We start from the raw sequence: 13,613 nt of genomic DNA on the forward strand, positions 1-13,613 counted from the left end.
GTTCAAACTACGGTTTTTTATGGCACATTTTTCGGGGTTAAGGGGCCAATACGTTGTCCTTGACTCAAGCGGGTACTCAAATATAAGAGACAGCTCCCAAGTAAGACGCCTCCCACAGTATCGCTAGGGTAATGGACGCCGACGACGATGCGACTGATCATCATTAGTAAAATCAGGACGCAACCGCCGACTAACAGGCCGCGTTTTAACGAGCGGTTCTGCAGTTGATCATAGGCGATAACTAACAAACTACCGACTAATACGGTCGCTGTTGTGGAGTGGCCGCTGGGATAACTATAGCCCCCAATCTCAATGAGCCGCCATGCAGTTGGCCGGGGACGTTGAATCAGTTGTTTGATAAAATAATTGCCATAAGCAGCTAAGCCCCAAGTATTAATCCAAAAAAATAGTGTGGCCCGTTGCTGATGACACCAAACTAATAGCAAGCCGATTGCTACGGTGATGAAGGTCACTTGCACTGAATTTCCCAACTGTGTATAGGCAACTAGTCCGTTTTGTAACCAAGCCGGACTTTGATGTAGCGGCCATGCGATGTGCGTATCAAAAGTTTTAATAAACGAGGCTTGACGCCAAACGGCCCAGGTCCAGCCGAGCCATAGTAAAAACACGACTAACATTGCCCCATCACGTCGTTGCCAATGAAGTTTAGCCATCGGAGTCCTCCAATCAAGATTGTTTGTCCTGATTATAGCATGTTTTGTCGTTGTAACCGGGTCCAGTGCGTGAGAAACCACGTTTTTAACCGTGCGAGCCCTTGAAAAAGTAAGCCGAATTTGCTAACATAGGTAGCAATAACTTTACGACTCTGACAAGGACTAGTAAGCCAAGCTGATTTTCAGAAACCTCGTGGGCGCTGAGAACGAGGAATTAGCGACGCTGAACTTACCTTCGAGTCTTCCGGCTCAACTTACAAGACGGACGTGGTTTCGCGTTAAGATTCCCAAGAGGCCACGGCAACGTGGAATCATAGGTGGTACCGCGGAACCTGTTTTCGTCCTATAAGCGCTTTTTGCTTATAGGCTTTTTTTGTAACCTGAGTCGCCAACTGACACTTAGATACATAAACCAGTACCAAGAGAGGGGCACTAGCATGGCATATAATCATCAAATTATTGAACGCAAGTGGCAACATTATTGGAAAGCTAACAAAACGTTCAAGACGTTAGATACAACGGATAAAAAGAAATATTACGCTTTGGATATGTTCCCATATCCATCTGGTCAAGGGTTGCATGTCGGTCATCCAGAAGGATATACTGCGACGGATATCATGTCACGGTTGAAACGGATGCAAGGCTACAACGTATTACATCCAATGGGGTGGGATGCGTTTGGACTACCAGCCGAACAGTACGCCTTAAAAACGGGTCACAACCCGAAGGACTTTACAGCGCAAAATATTAAAAACTTTAAACGTCAGATTCGGTCATTGGGATTTTCCTATGATTGGGATCGCGAAGTTAATACGACGGACCCGACGTTCTACAAATGGACCCAATGGATTTTTGAACAATTATACAAACGAGGCTTAGCCTATGAATCTGAAACGCTCGTTAACTGGGCGCCAGATATGATGGGCGGGACTGTAGTCTCAAATGAAGAAGTCATTGATGGCAAGACTGAACGTGGTGGCTACGACGTTTATCGGGTGCCAATGAAACAATGGAGCTTAAAGATTACAGCGTATGCTGATCGGTTGATTGATGATTTAGATGATATTGATTGGCCTGAAAATATTAAAGAACAACAACGGAATTGGATTGGCCGTTCGATCGGGGCTGCGATTAAGTTTAAAGTTGCGGACCATGACGATCAGGTCATCGAAGTCTTCTCAACTCGGCCAGATACGTTATACGGTGCTAGTTACATGGTATTAGCACCAGAACATGCCCTCGTTGAAAGCCTAACCACGCCGGCTCAGGCTGATGCGATTAAAGCTTATAAGGCTAAGATTGCGACCAAGTCTGATTTGGAACGAACTGATCTAAACAAAGATAAGACCGGGGTCTTTACTGGGAGTTACGGCATTAACCCAGTTAACGGCGAAAAACTCCCCATCTGGATTGCTGATTACGTTTTAGCTTCTTATGGGACTGGGGCCATTATGGCTGTACCAGCGCATGATGATCGTGATTTTGAGTTCGCCCAGAAGTTCGACTTACCAATCAAACCTGTTATTGCTGGTGAGAATGACTATACTAGCCAGTCTTACACGGGCGATGGCGTTCATATCAATTCTGGTCTCGTGGATGGTCTCGAAAAGCAACCAGCGATTGATAAAATGATCGACTGGTTAGCTGCCCATGACTGTGGTGAAAAGAAAGTCAATTATCGGTTACGAGATTGGATCTTCTCACGGCAACGGTATTGGGGTGAACCAATTCCTGTAATTCATTGGGAAGATGGCGAAACCACATTAGTGCCAGAAGATGAATTGCCATTACGCTTACCAGCAACTAAGAACTTGGAACCTTCCGGAACCGGAGAAAGTCCATTAGCTAACATTGACGATTGGGTTAATGTGGTCGATGAAAATGGCCGTAAAGGGAAGCGTGAAACGAACACGATGCCACAATGGGCAGGGAGTTCGTGGTACTTCTTACGTTACATTGATCCGCACAATCCAGATGCTTTAGCCGATTATGACAAGCTCAAGTATTGGTCACCCGTCGACTTGTATGTTGGGGGTGCTGAACATGCGGTGCTCCATTTATTGTATGCACGATTCTGGCACAAGTTCCTATATGATTTGGGCGTGGTTCCAAACAAAGAACCATTCCAAAAGCTCGTTAACCAAGGCATGATTTTAGGCGATAACCATGAAAAGATGTCTAAGTCACGTGGTAACGTTGTTAATCCAGATGATATTGTGGACCAATATGGGGCCGATACGTTACGCCTCTATGAGATGTTTATGGGACCATTGGAAGCATCGATTCCATGGAGCACGGATGGCTTACATGGTGCTAATAAGTGGATTGAACGGGTTTGGCGATTAATTGTGGATGAAAATAATCGCGTCCGTGATCGGGTAACGACTTTTAACGACGGTAAGTTAACGAAAGTCTATAACGAAACGGTTAAAAAGGTTACGGCCGACTATGAAGCGATGCGGTTTAATATTGCTATTTCACAAATGATGGTCTTTGTTAACGAAGCTTACAAAGTGGATGATTTACCAATCGTTTACATTGAAGGGCTTGTGAAGTTAATTGCGCCAATTATGCCGCATTTGGCTGAAGAACTCTGGTCATTGTTAGGTCACGAAAAGACGATTACGTATGCGATGTGGCCAACTTATGATGAATCTAAGCTAGTCGAAGCAACGGTGCAAATTGTCTTGCAAGTTAATGGTAAAGTCCGTTCACATGCGGAAGTTAGCAAAGATCTTGGTCAAGCTGAACTTGAAAAATTAGCTTTAGCGGATGCCAAGGTGCAAGAATTTACGGCAGGTAAAACGATTCGCAAAGTGATTGCGATTCCTGGCAAATTAGTTAATATTGTCGCTAATTAAAGTTGATAATAATGCGAAAAGTCTGAGGCGAAGTCTCAGGCTTTTTTTGTCTGATCAGGTTGCGGTTCGTTAAGGTTCGATTAAAGTCGCCCAGAAGTTTAGAATTAAATTGCAAGTTCACTATATTTCATCTAAAATAGTTAAGATTGAACTAAGAAAGTGGGTTACAAAACATGTCTGAGGAACCAAAAGCCGATCAACCGCAAAGTGGCCACGTTAATTCCGAAGCTGACGCACATCAAAAAATGGTGCGCGGGTCAGCTTGGATGACGGCGGGCAGTCTTTTCTCACGAATTCTTGGCGCCATTTATATTATTCCATGGGTCATGTGGTTAGGCAGCAATTCGATGCAAGGTAATGCGCTATATGCCAAAGGCTATAATATTTATAGCTTCTTCTTGTTAGTGGCCATCGGTGGGATTCCTTCGGCCATCTCTAAACAAATTTCTGAATATAATGCGATTAATGAATATGGCGTCGGCCAACGGCTCTTTAAACGTGGGTTATTATTAGCTGGTGCGATGGGGATTGCCTCTGGGGCTATTCTCTGGTTTGGTGCGCAACCGATCGCTTTGATTTTTGGCGGTGGCGACCCCCATGTGATTCCGGTGCTACGGGCTTTGGCGATTGCTTTGGTGATTATTCCACCGATGTCTTTAATGCGGGGCTTTTTTCAGGGCTACCAGCAAATGGCACCGTCTGCGGTTTCTCAGTTTGTTGAACAAGTTTTTCGGGTCGTCTACATGTTGGCGGCCACGTATTTTATCATGCGTATTCAAAATGGTGACTGGGTTAATGCGATTATGCAATCGACCTTTGCGGCCTTTATTGGGGCCGCTGCCAGTTGTTTACTGTTAGGGTGGTATTATTACCGTCAACGACCGGAACTCAATCGGTTGGCCGCTCAGAGTGAGGCCAAGTTAGTTATTCCGGTTTGGCAACTATTTAAAGATATTATTGTGCAAGCCATTCCATTTATTGTGATTGATACGGCCACGACGGTCTTTAACTTATTAGATCAAGCGACTTTTCAGCCAATCATGCAGGCGACTTTCCATATTAAGGTGGAAAGTATCAATACGCTCTATGCGTTATTTGCTTTTAATTCCAATAAATTAGTGATGATTATTGTCTCGTTAGCCTCTGCGATTGCAATTACCGTGGTGCCATTATTATCAGAATCATTAGCGGCACAAAACTTGCGTAATATTCGGCAACAACTAGAAGATGCGATTATTTTGTTCCTGTTCATTATGATTCCGGGCGCGTTAGGCATGGCAGCGGTCGCGCAACCTTTGAATACGTTATTTTATGGCTACGACCAAACGGGGGCCGTGATTTTACAAATTGCCGCTTTTACGGCGATTATTCTCGGGCTCTTTACTGTCGTTTCAGCGTTAATGCAAGGGTTGTCGCGGAATCGAGATGTTATTCGATTTTATTTGATTGGTCTGGGAGTCAAGTTAGTCCTGCAATGGCCTTGTATTGCGTTACTTTCAGCGGCTGGTCCGCTAGTGGCAACAGCGATTGGGATGCTGGTGGCAAGTCTCTTAATCTTGCATGACTTAGAGGTTAACTTTGGCGTTCGTTACGTGAAATTATTGCCTAAAATCAATCGGATTCTTATGTATTCGATTGTGACTTATGTGGCTGCCAAAGTTGCCGTATACGGGCTAAACTTAATATTTAACGAACAACGTCAGACGCAAGCATTAATTATTTTATTAATAGCGGTGGCGATTGGTGGCGGCGTGTACGTATACTTTGCCTTGCGGTCCCGTTTGGCAGATATAATGATTGGAGCTAAGGCCGATGGATTGCGGCGTAAGCTCCGGATTAAGTAGGTGAATGATGCGAATTGATAAATTTTTACATGCGATGCGAATTGGGACGCGAACCCAAGTCCGCCGTTTGATTAAAGACGGCCATATTACGGCCAATGGTGAGCGCGTTTTATCGGGGAAGCAACAAGTTAATCCGGTCAATGACGTGGTGAGCTTAGATGAAAAGCCTGTCAGTTATCAACAGTATTTTTATTATGTGATGAATAAACCAGTCGGGGTTATCACCGCAACGGTTGACGATCAGGCGAAGACGGTTTTGGATTTATTTAATACAACGGATTATCGTGACGACTTGTTTCCAATCGGTCGTTTAGATAAAGATACAGAAGGCGTGTTAGTGATTACCAATGATGGGGCATTGTCCCATGCTTTGTTGGCACCAGCCCATCACGTCACAAAAGTGTATGAAGCCGAAGTAACTGGTGAAATTACGGCTGCGCAAGTGGCTGGTTTTAACGATGGCATTACTTTAAAAGATGGAACGCAATTGCAACCCGCAGCCGCTGAAATTGTTGCTTTCCATGAGATTGAAAACTTTACGACATTACGGATTAAAATCCATGAAGGTAAGTATCATCAAGTCAAACGGATGGTTGGGACCTTAGGTGAGCGTGTCGTGCAATTGCGGCGGATTGCCTTTGGCTCTTTAGAATTACCGGTTGGATTACTTGCTGGTAATTACCGAGCGTTAACGGATGCTGAACTAGTGGCGTTAAAGGCGGATGCTGGGCATCCTGATGAAGATTAAGGCGTCAAAAGTCTGAGTGTGACAGCTTAGGCTTTTTTGTTCAATTATGTGTTGTACTTCAATTGTAAATTCGTCCTATAAAATTGAAACTTATTTAGCAAGGTCCTTGCCTTAAAGTGCACATTAAGGTTTAACGTATAGTCATTGATTAAGCCAATCCATTTGGTCTAATCACCACTAAATTCGGTTATTAAAGGGGTTTTAACTAATGAAAAATGTTTTAATTTTAGCAGCTAATGGTCAAATTGCTCAAATCGTTGAACAACGGTTATTGTATGAATCAGCATTTAACGCGATCAATTTAACTTTGTTTTTGAGAAATGCGCATCGTTTAGACAAGCTACAGGGCAGTAAACGGGTCACCTTAATTGATGGTGATATGACTAACGAATCCGCTATCAATCAAGCCATGGTCAATCAAGATATTGTCTTTGTGGCGGTTGTGGATCATGATTCACGCAATCGGTTAACTAAAAACGTGATTAAGGCAATGCAGACGAATCATGTCAAACGGGTCTTATTCACTAATGTACTTGGCCTGTACGACGAAGTTCCAGGTGAATTTGGTCGTTGGAATGCCGAAATGATTGGTTCTGGAATGGCACCGGCACGACAATCTGATCAGCTATTAGCAGCATCTGGCTTAGATTACACGACCTTACGTTTGCCATGGTTAAATGATCATGATGAAACTAAGTATTTGATTACGACTCGTAATGAACCCTACAACGGTGTTTCTGGATCGCGGGCCAGTATTGCGGCTGTTGTGGTTGACCTAGTTAAAAATCCTGATAAATATGTAGGGGATAGTATTGGGATTGCTGATCCTGATACTCAGGGTGAGGAACGGCCAGTTTATTAAGTCACATTTTGGGATAGTTGGTCTCATTTTAGCGGCTATGAGCACATCAGTTGAATGATTTATTGCTTATGGTTATTATAATTAAAACTACATTGCTAGGTGGTCACTAAGTGCAGTCAAACTTAGAAAGTGGGGAACTAACATGCAAAAATTAGTTTCAGGTGGTAGTCTAGCGGCTAATATTGGGCTAGCTTACTTGGCTTTTCAAAATAAGCGCCAGCGCCAAATCAGCTTAGTTAAAGTTGCTCGTCAAATGACCGGTAAAATATCAGCAAGTCAGCGGAAAACTGGTAATCAGCAACGACCACACTAAAGCAGTCAATCAAAAAACGATCACCTATTCAATAGATAGATGGTCGTTTTTGGGGTTCTATGATATTTGGTGTTGAATAGTTGCAATTAAAGTTAAGTTAGTAAGCAAGATGCTTATGCCTATAAAGCTTCGACAGATTAGCTTTACGAAGCCACTATTGCGCGAAATCATGCATGTATTTAGGGATAGCATGACTAATTTGATGAGGCAAGACCACGTACTGGTCTTTGGCGAAATCATCAGCAATCGCACTGTGTAAGTAGACGGCACTCAAAATTGAATCCGTAAAATCTGCGAATTGCCCAGCGAAACCGCCAATCATACCGGCTAATGTATCGCCCATGCCACCTGTTGCCATAGCTGGTGTTCCGCCACGGTTCTCCCAAGCATCAGTATCCGTATAAACGGTTGTATGGTGGGCCTTAACGACTGCGATAGCATGCAAGCGTCGTTGGGCTGCCTGATTAGCAGCTGGTGTTTGGTCAGCGATTTTTAGGCCACTCAAGCGTTGCCACTCCATCTGGTGGGGTGTGACCACGATTTGTGCGACTGGTAGGCTTGTTTGCGCTGCGGCTAATAAAGTGATTGCGGAGCCATCAATGACTAACCGTTGCTGGGGTGTCACTGTTTGTAAGACGTGTTGTAATAACTGAACGGCTAAAGGTTCGGTACCGAGCCCGGGACCGATGACAATAACATCCATGGTCGGTAATAACGCTAATACAGCCGTTGTTTGGGTGTAATCTAATGCCATTGCTTCCGGTAGATGGGCGTGTAAGCTAGTAAAATTACTGGCAGCCGTGGCTACTGTGACTAAGCCAGCTCCGCTATAAGTAGCGGCCATTGCGGCCATGATAATGGCCCCGCCGAAGTTTTCATTACCACCAATTAGCATGACCCGACCAAATGTCCCTTTATAAGAGTCAACCGGTCGCTTGATAATTGTTTGGCGGACTAGTGCTGATGTGATTGGTTTCAAAATAACGCCAGCTTTCTTATTTTAGTCGAGTATACCATGATTATTGAGACCGGTTGCGTCTGATTATTAAGTTAGCGTGACCTATGCTAAAATTAAGGTATTAATACTTTTGGGAGGAACCAATAGATGACAATTGATTGGCAAGCACTAGCGGCTGAACACAAAGCGGATTATTTAACTGACTTAACGACCATGTTACGCGTACCGAGTTTTCGAGATGATAGTCAAGCAACGGCAGAGGCACCTTTAGGGCCAGGCCCCAAAGCAGCTTTAACCACGTTCTTAGCGATTGCGGCACGTGATGGCTTTAAGACAAAAAATATCGATAACTTAGTGGGTTATGCGGAATATGGCGAAGGCGATGAAACGTTGGCAGTTTTAGCTCATGTTGATGAGATGCCTGCTGGTAATGGTTGGGATACCGATCCTTTTGAACCGACGATTAAAGATGGTAAGCTCTATGCACGTGGGGCTTCTGATGATAAAGGCCCGGGTATGGCAGCTTACTATGGCTTAAAATTAGTTAAAGAATTAGGGTTAAAATTAAATAAAAAAGTTCGGTTTATTGTTGGTACTGATGAAGAAAGCAATTGGACTGGGATGAAGCGTTACTTTGAAGTGGAACCAGCGCCAACGTTAGGATTTTCACCGGATGCGGAATTTCCATTAATCAATGGTGAAAAAGGGAATGTTAGCTTACAAGTTCACTTTGGTAACACGGATACCGGTGATCTTAACTTAGTTTCATTTGATTCTGGGCTACGTGAAAACATGGTGCCACGTGAAGCAGTCGCAGTTGTGACTACTTCGGCTAATGAACAATTAGCTGCTGATTTTACGGCATTCTTGGATCAACAACCGGTTACTGGTGAATTAAAAGTAGTTGCTGACGGGGTTCAACTAGAAGTGATTGGTAAAGCGGCGCATGGCATGGAACCTAAAAACGGCATCAATGCCGGGACTTACCTTGCAAGTTTCTTAAATCAATATCCTTTTGCTGGTGATGCACGAGACTTTCTAGCATTTACTGCCAATCAATTACATGATGACTCACGGGTGCATCAATTAGGACTCGCTTTTACGGATGATGTGATGGGCGATTTGACGATGAACGTCGGGTTACTGCACTTTGACCACCAGGCTGGTGGCGACTTAACCTTAAATTTCCGTTATCCTAAGGGGATTGAACCACAAGAATTAACGGCTGGCGTCCAAGCTAAATTACCCGCACAGGCGACGGTTAGCCAAGGTGACTTTATGGTACCGCACTACGTTGATCCCGAAGATCCGATTGTTAAGGATTTAATGGCTGTTTATCGGCGTCAAACGGGTGATCATAACTCACAACCAGAAATTGTAGGTGGTGGCACCTATGGCCGGATGATGAAGCGTGGCGTGGCTTTTGGGGCTTTATTCCCACACACCGAAGATACGATGCATCAAGCGAATGAATTTCAACCAGTTGATGACCTGATGGCTGCAATGGCGATCTATGGAGAATCAATTGCCGTCTTAGCGACAGACAAGTAAGCAACTAGGCACTATAATTTGAGGAGGCTATCCTATGACCCAATATAAAAAGATTCTCGTTGGTATCGATACTTCTGAACAATCACAACTTGCCCTAGATAAAGCAATTGCGATTGCGAGTCAAAATCAAGCCACTTTAGACATTGTGACGATTATTAACACGGAAAAGTTTATCGGCATTACACAAGGACCAATGGGGTTTGGTGCCACGAATCCCCAAATTTTAGATGACCTAACAACTGATTTAAAGGCGAACTTGGCCGCTGCTCGTCAGACCGCTGAAAAAGCTGGTGTGACTGAGGTCCGGGTGCATTTGCATTCTGGTAATTCCAAGTTGCTATTGGCGACGACATTACCGGAACTGTATGGCAACGATTTAATTATTGTTGGCGCCACGGGGCTGAATGCCATTTCTCGTATCTTGATTGGATCGAATGCGGCCTATGTGGTTCGCAATGCGGCTTGCGATACGTTGATTGTCCGAACTGATTTGAACCAACAGGCGGTTGCACAGCAAAAACGGTTGATCCGCAAACTTTAATAGTAGTTCATATTACGAATACAGAGTTTGGGCTTAAAATCCCGAGCTCTTTTCTTTTGAGCACGCACGCAATAAAAGGGGCGATTTTGCAAATGTGTGTTTTACATAAGTTATACATGAATTTTACAACAATACGACAGGATTGACATGTTTATCTGTCATGATTTAAGGAGTGGTTCACACATCAGAATCACAACTGAATTGTGGGGAGTGAAGACGTATAATCAGACGGAACTACTAGTATTAATAGCAATTAATGGCGATTTTTGTTTTGCTGGTCAAGATAGTTATCGCACGTTAAAAACTGCTGAAAATTCGTATAATCAAGTGTTAAAATCGAATAATCGTAACTAAAAGAAAAGAGTTGAATTTTAGTGACAGTTAAATCATTAATTTATGGGCATCGTGGGGTGCCCGTTAAGTTTCCAGAAAATTCGTTGGCAGGGTTTGCCTATGCCATTAGTCAGGGGATTGATGGGTTAGAATTTGATGTGCATCTGACCAAAGATCAAGTTCCTGTTATTATGCATGATGAGACCATTGATCGGACAACCAACGGGCAGGGAAAAATTTCCGCCTATCGTTATCAGGAGTTACGTCAATTTCAGTTAACTAATGGGGAACCGGTGCCAGCTTTATCTGAATTATTGCAGCTAGTCAGCGGAGAGCCTGTTCGGCTGAATCTAGAGTTTAAAACGGATCAGCATTACTATCAGGGGATTGAACGAATTGTTTTACGATTGGTTCACCAGACGGATTTAGTTTATCCGGTGGTTTTTTCCTCGTTTAACTTAAGAAGTCTTGAACGTGGGTATCGAATTGATGCCAATCAGAAATATGCGTTCTTGTCATCGGCGCGGATTGGTGATCCTGAGGGGTTCTGTGCGGCCGAGCATTTGGAAGGGTTGCATCTAGAGCATTATCAAGCTATGCGCCATGTTTCAGAACGGGTTTGGACAGTTGATGACCCTGATGCCATGCGCCAACTGTTTGATCATCAGGTGAGTGCGGTTATTACGAATAATTTTGAGTTAGCCCAAGATGTCCGCGCTGAAGTTTAGATAAAAAAAGTTCTCGTTAAATAATTTCAACGAGAACTTTTTTTAATTAAACATTAGTTGGGTTCCGCACAGTGGCTAGCTTAGCATCAATTTGAGCTAAGACGGCTTGTTGGTTAGCGGGATCTTCTAAGTTATAAGTTTGCAAATCAAGCTTCATCTTAGGACTTGCATCGTAAGCATCAAACCATTTACGATAGGCAGTCCACATCTTGTAGTAGTAGGATTCTAATTCAGGATTGTGATCAAACTGTTCGTAATCCCGACCACGTTTTTTGATGCGATAAAGGATAGTATCAAAATCGGTTTCTGAATAGACCATCAAATCAGGTGCTTTCTTAGGTAATTCAGTTAATTCAGTCATCATATTATCCAACAATTGCAGATAAACATCTAATTCCGTATCTGAAATATTACCTTCAGCATTGTTTTCGGTCGTAAATAAAGCATCTTCATAGATTGAACGGTCGAGGACGTTATTGTCATCGGCCAATGCTTTTTTGATCATTGCAAAGCGTTTGTTTAGGAAATAGATTTGTAATAGGAAACCATAGTTCTTAGGATCCGAATAGTATAGTGGCAGAACTGGGTTGTCGCCAACGGGTTCGTAGAAAGCCTTAGTTCCAAGGTGATCGGCAATTAAACCAGTTAAAGTAGTTTTGCCGACCCCAATCATTCCTGCTGTTATTATCACCATGATAGCCCCTCTTTATAGAAAATTGCACTACACATTGTATAACAAAAAAAGTTTCAATACCATATAGACTTTTGGGCGAAACTTTGCTTGGGGCTAAAATTAATGCTTATTTTCAGCTTGTTCTTTCAATAAATCACGGATCTCGGCTAAATATTGAGCGGATAAGTCAGGTTCTTCTTCAGCGACCGGTTCCGGTTTAACAAGGTGATTGATAATCTTAACTAAGATAAAGACGACGATGGCAACAATAAAAAAGTTAATGACCGCATTCAAAAAGGCGCCGTAGCGAAAAGTGGCTTCACCGATACTAACTTTAAGGTTAGATAAATCAATCTGGCCTAGAAAAATCCCAATAAATGGATTAATTAAGTTATTCGTCAAAGATTTAACAATCGAGGTAAATGCCGACCCAATAATAACCCCGACTGCTAAGTCGATGACGTTGCCGCGAGCAATAAATGTTTTAAATTCTTCAATCATGGTATAAGTGCTCCCTTCAATTTTGTCATTAATAGTATAGCTAAATCTCCTAAGAGACTCAACTGCTTTGCGTTAAATGGTTGGATAAAGCGGTTGCAATTGTAAACGGACTTCGATAAAGTGAAAGGTAGATTAAGAATTGAGAGGGTATTGGCATGTATAAAATGATCGTATGTGATTTGGATGAAACTTTAATGAACGATGACGGCACGCTTTCGGCGGCCAACGCGGCAGCGATTCAGGCGGCTACAAAAAAAGGTGTGTACTTTGTGCCTAATTCAGGCCGAAGTTATACATCATTTCAAAATGATTTAGCACAGATGCAGTTAAGAGACCGAGCGGATCAATATTCGATTTCGTATAATGGTGGCTTGATTTTGGAAAATGCTGGGAATCGGGTTATGGCAGTAAATGCGATGCCATTCGAAACGGCAAAACAAGTCTTTGAAATTGGCGCGGCTAATCCACAAGCAACGACCCATGTTTATACGCAGGATACACTCTATATTTATCATGCCACACCGGAAGATTCGGCTTATTTGACTAATCGAGGTGTCACATTCACGGCCTTAACCACAGCGGACTTTGATCGTTTCAAGACGGCGAACGTGATGAAGGTGATTATGGCGTTACCAACGATGGCGCAAAGACAGCAGATGCAAGCTGCCGTGGAAGCGCAAGTGAATCCAGCTGAATTGGCCGTGACCTATTCTTCGGACCGTTACGTGGAATTTAATCGGGCCGGGGTCAATAAAGGGACTGCCTCGCTTCAATTGGGCGCACAACTGGGAATTAAACCTGATGAAATTATTGCGGTCGGGGATAACAGTAATGACTTGCCGATGCTTACTGCGGTTGGCTTGCCGATTAGTGTGGCTAACGGCATTGAGTCAGTTAAAGCAGCTGCTAAATACGTGACGGTCGCAACTAATAACCAAGATGCGATGGCTGAAATTATTAATAAATTTATCTTGTAAATAAAATAGTAATCGGACTATAATGGTGTGTGTTTGGATTGAAGCTTTT

The 13,613-nt window shown here is 43.2% G+C and carries 13 protein-coding genes and 1 other annotated feature; of the genes, 9 read left to right on the plus strand and 4 right to left on the minus strand.

Features of this window, described 5'->3' with window-relative positions:
- Window positions 1-17: 17 nt before the first annotated feature.
- The gene (locus tag C5Z25_RS11300) at window positions 18-674 is read right to left on the minus strand and encodes a phosphatase PAP2 family protein (protein WP_105452663.1); all 657 of its coding nucleotides are present in this window, start codon (window positions 672-674) and stop codon (window positions 18-20) included.
- A 143-nt stretch (window positions 675-817) separates the two neighbouring features.
- Window positions 818-1,023, plus strand: a binding site (T-box leader).
- An 88-nt stretch (window positions 1,024-1,111) separates the two neighbouring features.
- Here C5Z25_RS11300 and leuS point away from each other — a divergent pair.
- The 5 genes from leuS to C5Z25_RS12540 all read left to right on the plus strand — a co-directional run bounded on the left by leuS (window position 1,112) and on the right by C5Z25_RS12540 (window position 7,302).
- Entirely contained in the window at window positions 1,112-3,535 is a 2,424-nt protein-coding gene (gene leuS / locus C5Z25_RS11305; protein WP_105452664.1) for a leucine--tRNA ligase, read from the plus strand.
- A gap of 173 nt (window positions 3,536-3,708) precedes the next feature.
- Window positions 3,709-5,379: a putative polysaccharide biosynthesis protein gene (locus tag C5Z25_RS11310; RefSeq protein WP_105452665.1), complete on the plus strand. Its 1,671-nt coding sequence runs from the start codon at window positions 3,709-3,711 to the stop codon at window positions 5,377-5,379.
- A 7-nt stretch (window positions 5,380-5,386) separates the two neighbouring features.
- A complete protein-coding gene (locus tag C5Z25_RS11315) occupies window positions 5,387-6,127 on the plus strand; it encodes a pseudouridine synthase (RefSeq protein WP_105452666.1) in 741 nt (246 codons plus the stop codon).
- Window positions 6,128-6,335: 208 nt separating this feature from the next.
- Window positions 6,336-6,989 (plus strand): NAD(P)H-binding protein, encoded by a 654-nt coding sequence (locus C5Z25_RS11320; RefSeq protein WP_105452667.1) that lies wholly within the window; start codon window positions 6,336-6,338, stop codon window positions 6,987-6,989.
- A 142-nt stretch (window positions 6,990-7,131) separates the two neighbouring features.
- Window positions 7,132-7,302 (plus strand): hypothetical protein, encoded by a 171-nt coding sequence (locus C5Z25_RS12540; RefSeq protein WP_158682946.1) that lies wholly within the window; start codon window positions 7,132-7,134, stop codon window positions 7,300-7,302.
- A gap of 154 nt (window positions 7,303-7,456) precedes the next feature.
- Here C5Z25_RS12540 and C5Z25_RS11325 read toward each other — a convergent pair whose 3' ends face one another.
- Window positions 7,457-8,281, minus strand: a complete 825-nt coding sequence (locus tag C5Z25_RS11325) for an NAD(P)H-hydrate dehydratase (protein WP_105452668.1) — start codon at window positions 8,279-8,281, stop codon at window positions 7,457-7,459.
- Between the two features lie 126 nt (window positions 8,282-8,407).
- On the opposite strand from C5Z25_RS11325, the gene pepV reads away from it, so the two are divergent.
- The 3 genes from pepV to C5Z25_RS11340 all read left to right on the plus strand — a co-directional run bounded on the left by pepV (window position 8,408) and on the right by C5Z25_RS11340 (window position 11,413).
- Window positions 8,408-9,811, plus strand: coding sequence for a dipeptidase PepV (gene pepV / locus C5Z25_RS11330; RefSeq protein ID WP_105452669.1), 1,404 nt, complete (start codon window positions 8,408-8,410; stop codon window positions 9,809-9,811).
- A 34-nt stretch (window positions 9,812-9,845) separates the two neighbouring features.
- Window positions 9,846-10,352 carry a universal stress protein gene (locus C5Z25_RS11335; protein ID WP_105448195.1) on the plus strand — a complete coding sequence of 169 codons (507 nt, stop codon included), beginning with the start codon at window positions 9,846-9,848 and terminating at the stop codon, window positions 10,350-10,352.
- Between the two features lie 374 nt (window positions 10,353-10,726).
- Complete coding sequence (locus C5Z25_RS11340) at window positions 10,727-11,413, plus strand: glycerophosphodiester phosphodiesterase (protein WP_105452670.1); 687 nt, start codon at window positions 10,727-10,729, stop codon at window positions 11,411-11,413.
- A 46-nt stretch (window positions 11,414-11,459) separates the two neighbouring features.
- Here C5Z25_RS11340 and C5Z25_RS11345 read toward each other — a convergent pair whose 3' ends face one another.
- Together C5Z25_RS11345 and mscL are read right to left on the minus strand one after the other, a co-directional pair.
- The gene (locus C5Z25_RS11345) at window positions 11,460-12,107 is read right to left on the minus strand and encodes a deoxynucleoside kinase (RefSeq protein WP_105452671.1); all 648 of its coding nucleotides are present in this window, start codon (window positions 12,105-12,107) and stop codon (window positions 11,460-11,462) included.
- Between the two features lie 99 nt (window positions 12,108-12,206).
- Window positions 12,207-12,587: a large-conductance mechanosensitive channel protein MscL gene (gene mscL / locus C5Z25_RS11350; protein ID WP_105452672.1), complete on the minus strand. Its 381-nt coding sequence runs from the start codon at window positions 12,585-12,587 to the stop codon at window positions 12,207-12,209.
- Window positions 12,588-12,742: 155 nt separating this feature from the next.
- Between mscL and C5Z25_RS11355 the strand changes: the two genes are divergently transcribed.
- A complete protein-coding gene (locus C5Z25_RS11355; protein ID WP_105452673.1) occupies window positions 12,743-13,564 on the plus strand; it encodes a Cof-type HAD-IIB family hydrolase in 822 nt (273 codons plus the stop codon).
- Window positions 13,565-13,613 lie beyond the last annotated feature (49 nt).

The organism is Lactobacillus sp. CBA3605, from assembly GCF_002970915.1.
Taxonomy (GTDB): Bacteria; Bacillota; Bacilli; order Lactobacillales; family Lactobacillaceae; genus Lactiplantibacillus.

What these genes read in the sequence shown, in the direction of transcription:
- C5Z25_RS11315 (WP_105452666.1), top strand. Translation starts at nt 5,387, where the DNA reads ATGCGAATTGATAAATTTTTACATGCGATGCGAATTGGGACGCGAACC.
- C5Z25_RS11355 (WP_105452673.1), top strand. Translation starts at nt 12,743, where the DNA reads ATGTATAAAATGATCGTATGTGATTTGGATGAAACTTTAATGAACGAT.
- C5Z25_RS12540 (WP_158682946.1), top strand. Translation starts at nt 7,132, where the DNA reads ATGCAAAAATTAGTTTCAGGTGGTAGTCTAGCGGCTAATATTGGGCTA.
- leuS (WP_105452664.1), top strand. Translation starts at nt 1,112, where the DNA reads ATGGCATATAATCATCAAATTATTGAACGCAAGTGGCAACATTATTGG.
- mscL (WP_105452672.1), bottom strand. Translation starts at nt 12,587, where the DNA reads ATGATTGAAGAATTTAAAACATTTATTGCTCGCGGCAACGTCATCGAC.
- C5Z25_RS11335 (WP_105448195.1), top strand. Translation starts at nt 9,846, where the DNA reads ATGACCCAATATAAAAAGATTCTCGTTGGTATCGATACTTCTGAACAA.
- C5Z25_RS11320 (WP_105452667.1), top strand. Translation starts at nt 6,336, where the DNA reads ATGAAAAATGTTTTAATTTTAGCAGCTAATGGTCAAATTGCTCAAATC.
- C5Z25_RS11310 (WP_105452665.1), top strand. Translation starts at nt 3,709, where the DNA reads ATGTCTGAGGAACCAAAAGCCGATCAACCGCAAAGTGGCCACGTTAAT.
- C5Z25_RS11345 (WP_105452671.1), bottom strand. Translation starts at nt 12,107, where the DNA reads ATGGTGATAATAACAGCAGGAATGATTGGGGTCGGCAAAACTACTTTA.
- pepV (WP_105452669.1), top strand. Translation starts at nt 8,408, where the DNA reads ATGACAATTGATTGGCAAGCACTAGCGGCTGAACACAAAGCGGATTAT.
- C5Z25_RS11300 (WP_105452663.1), bottom strand. Translation starts at nt 674, where the DNA reads ATGGCTAAACTTCATTGGCAACGACGTGATGGGGCAATGTTAGTCGTG.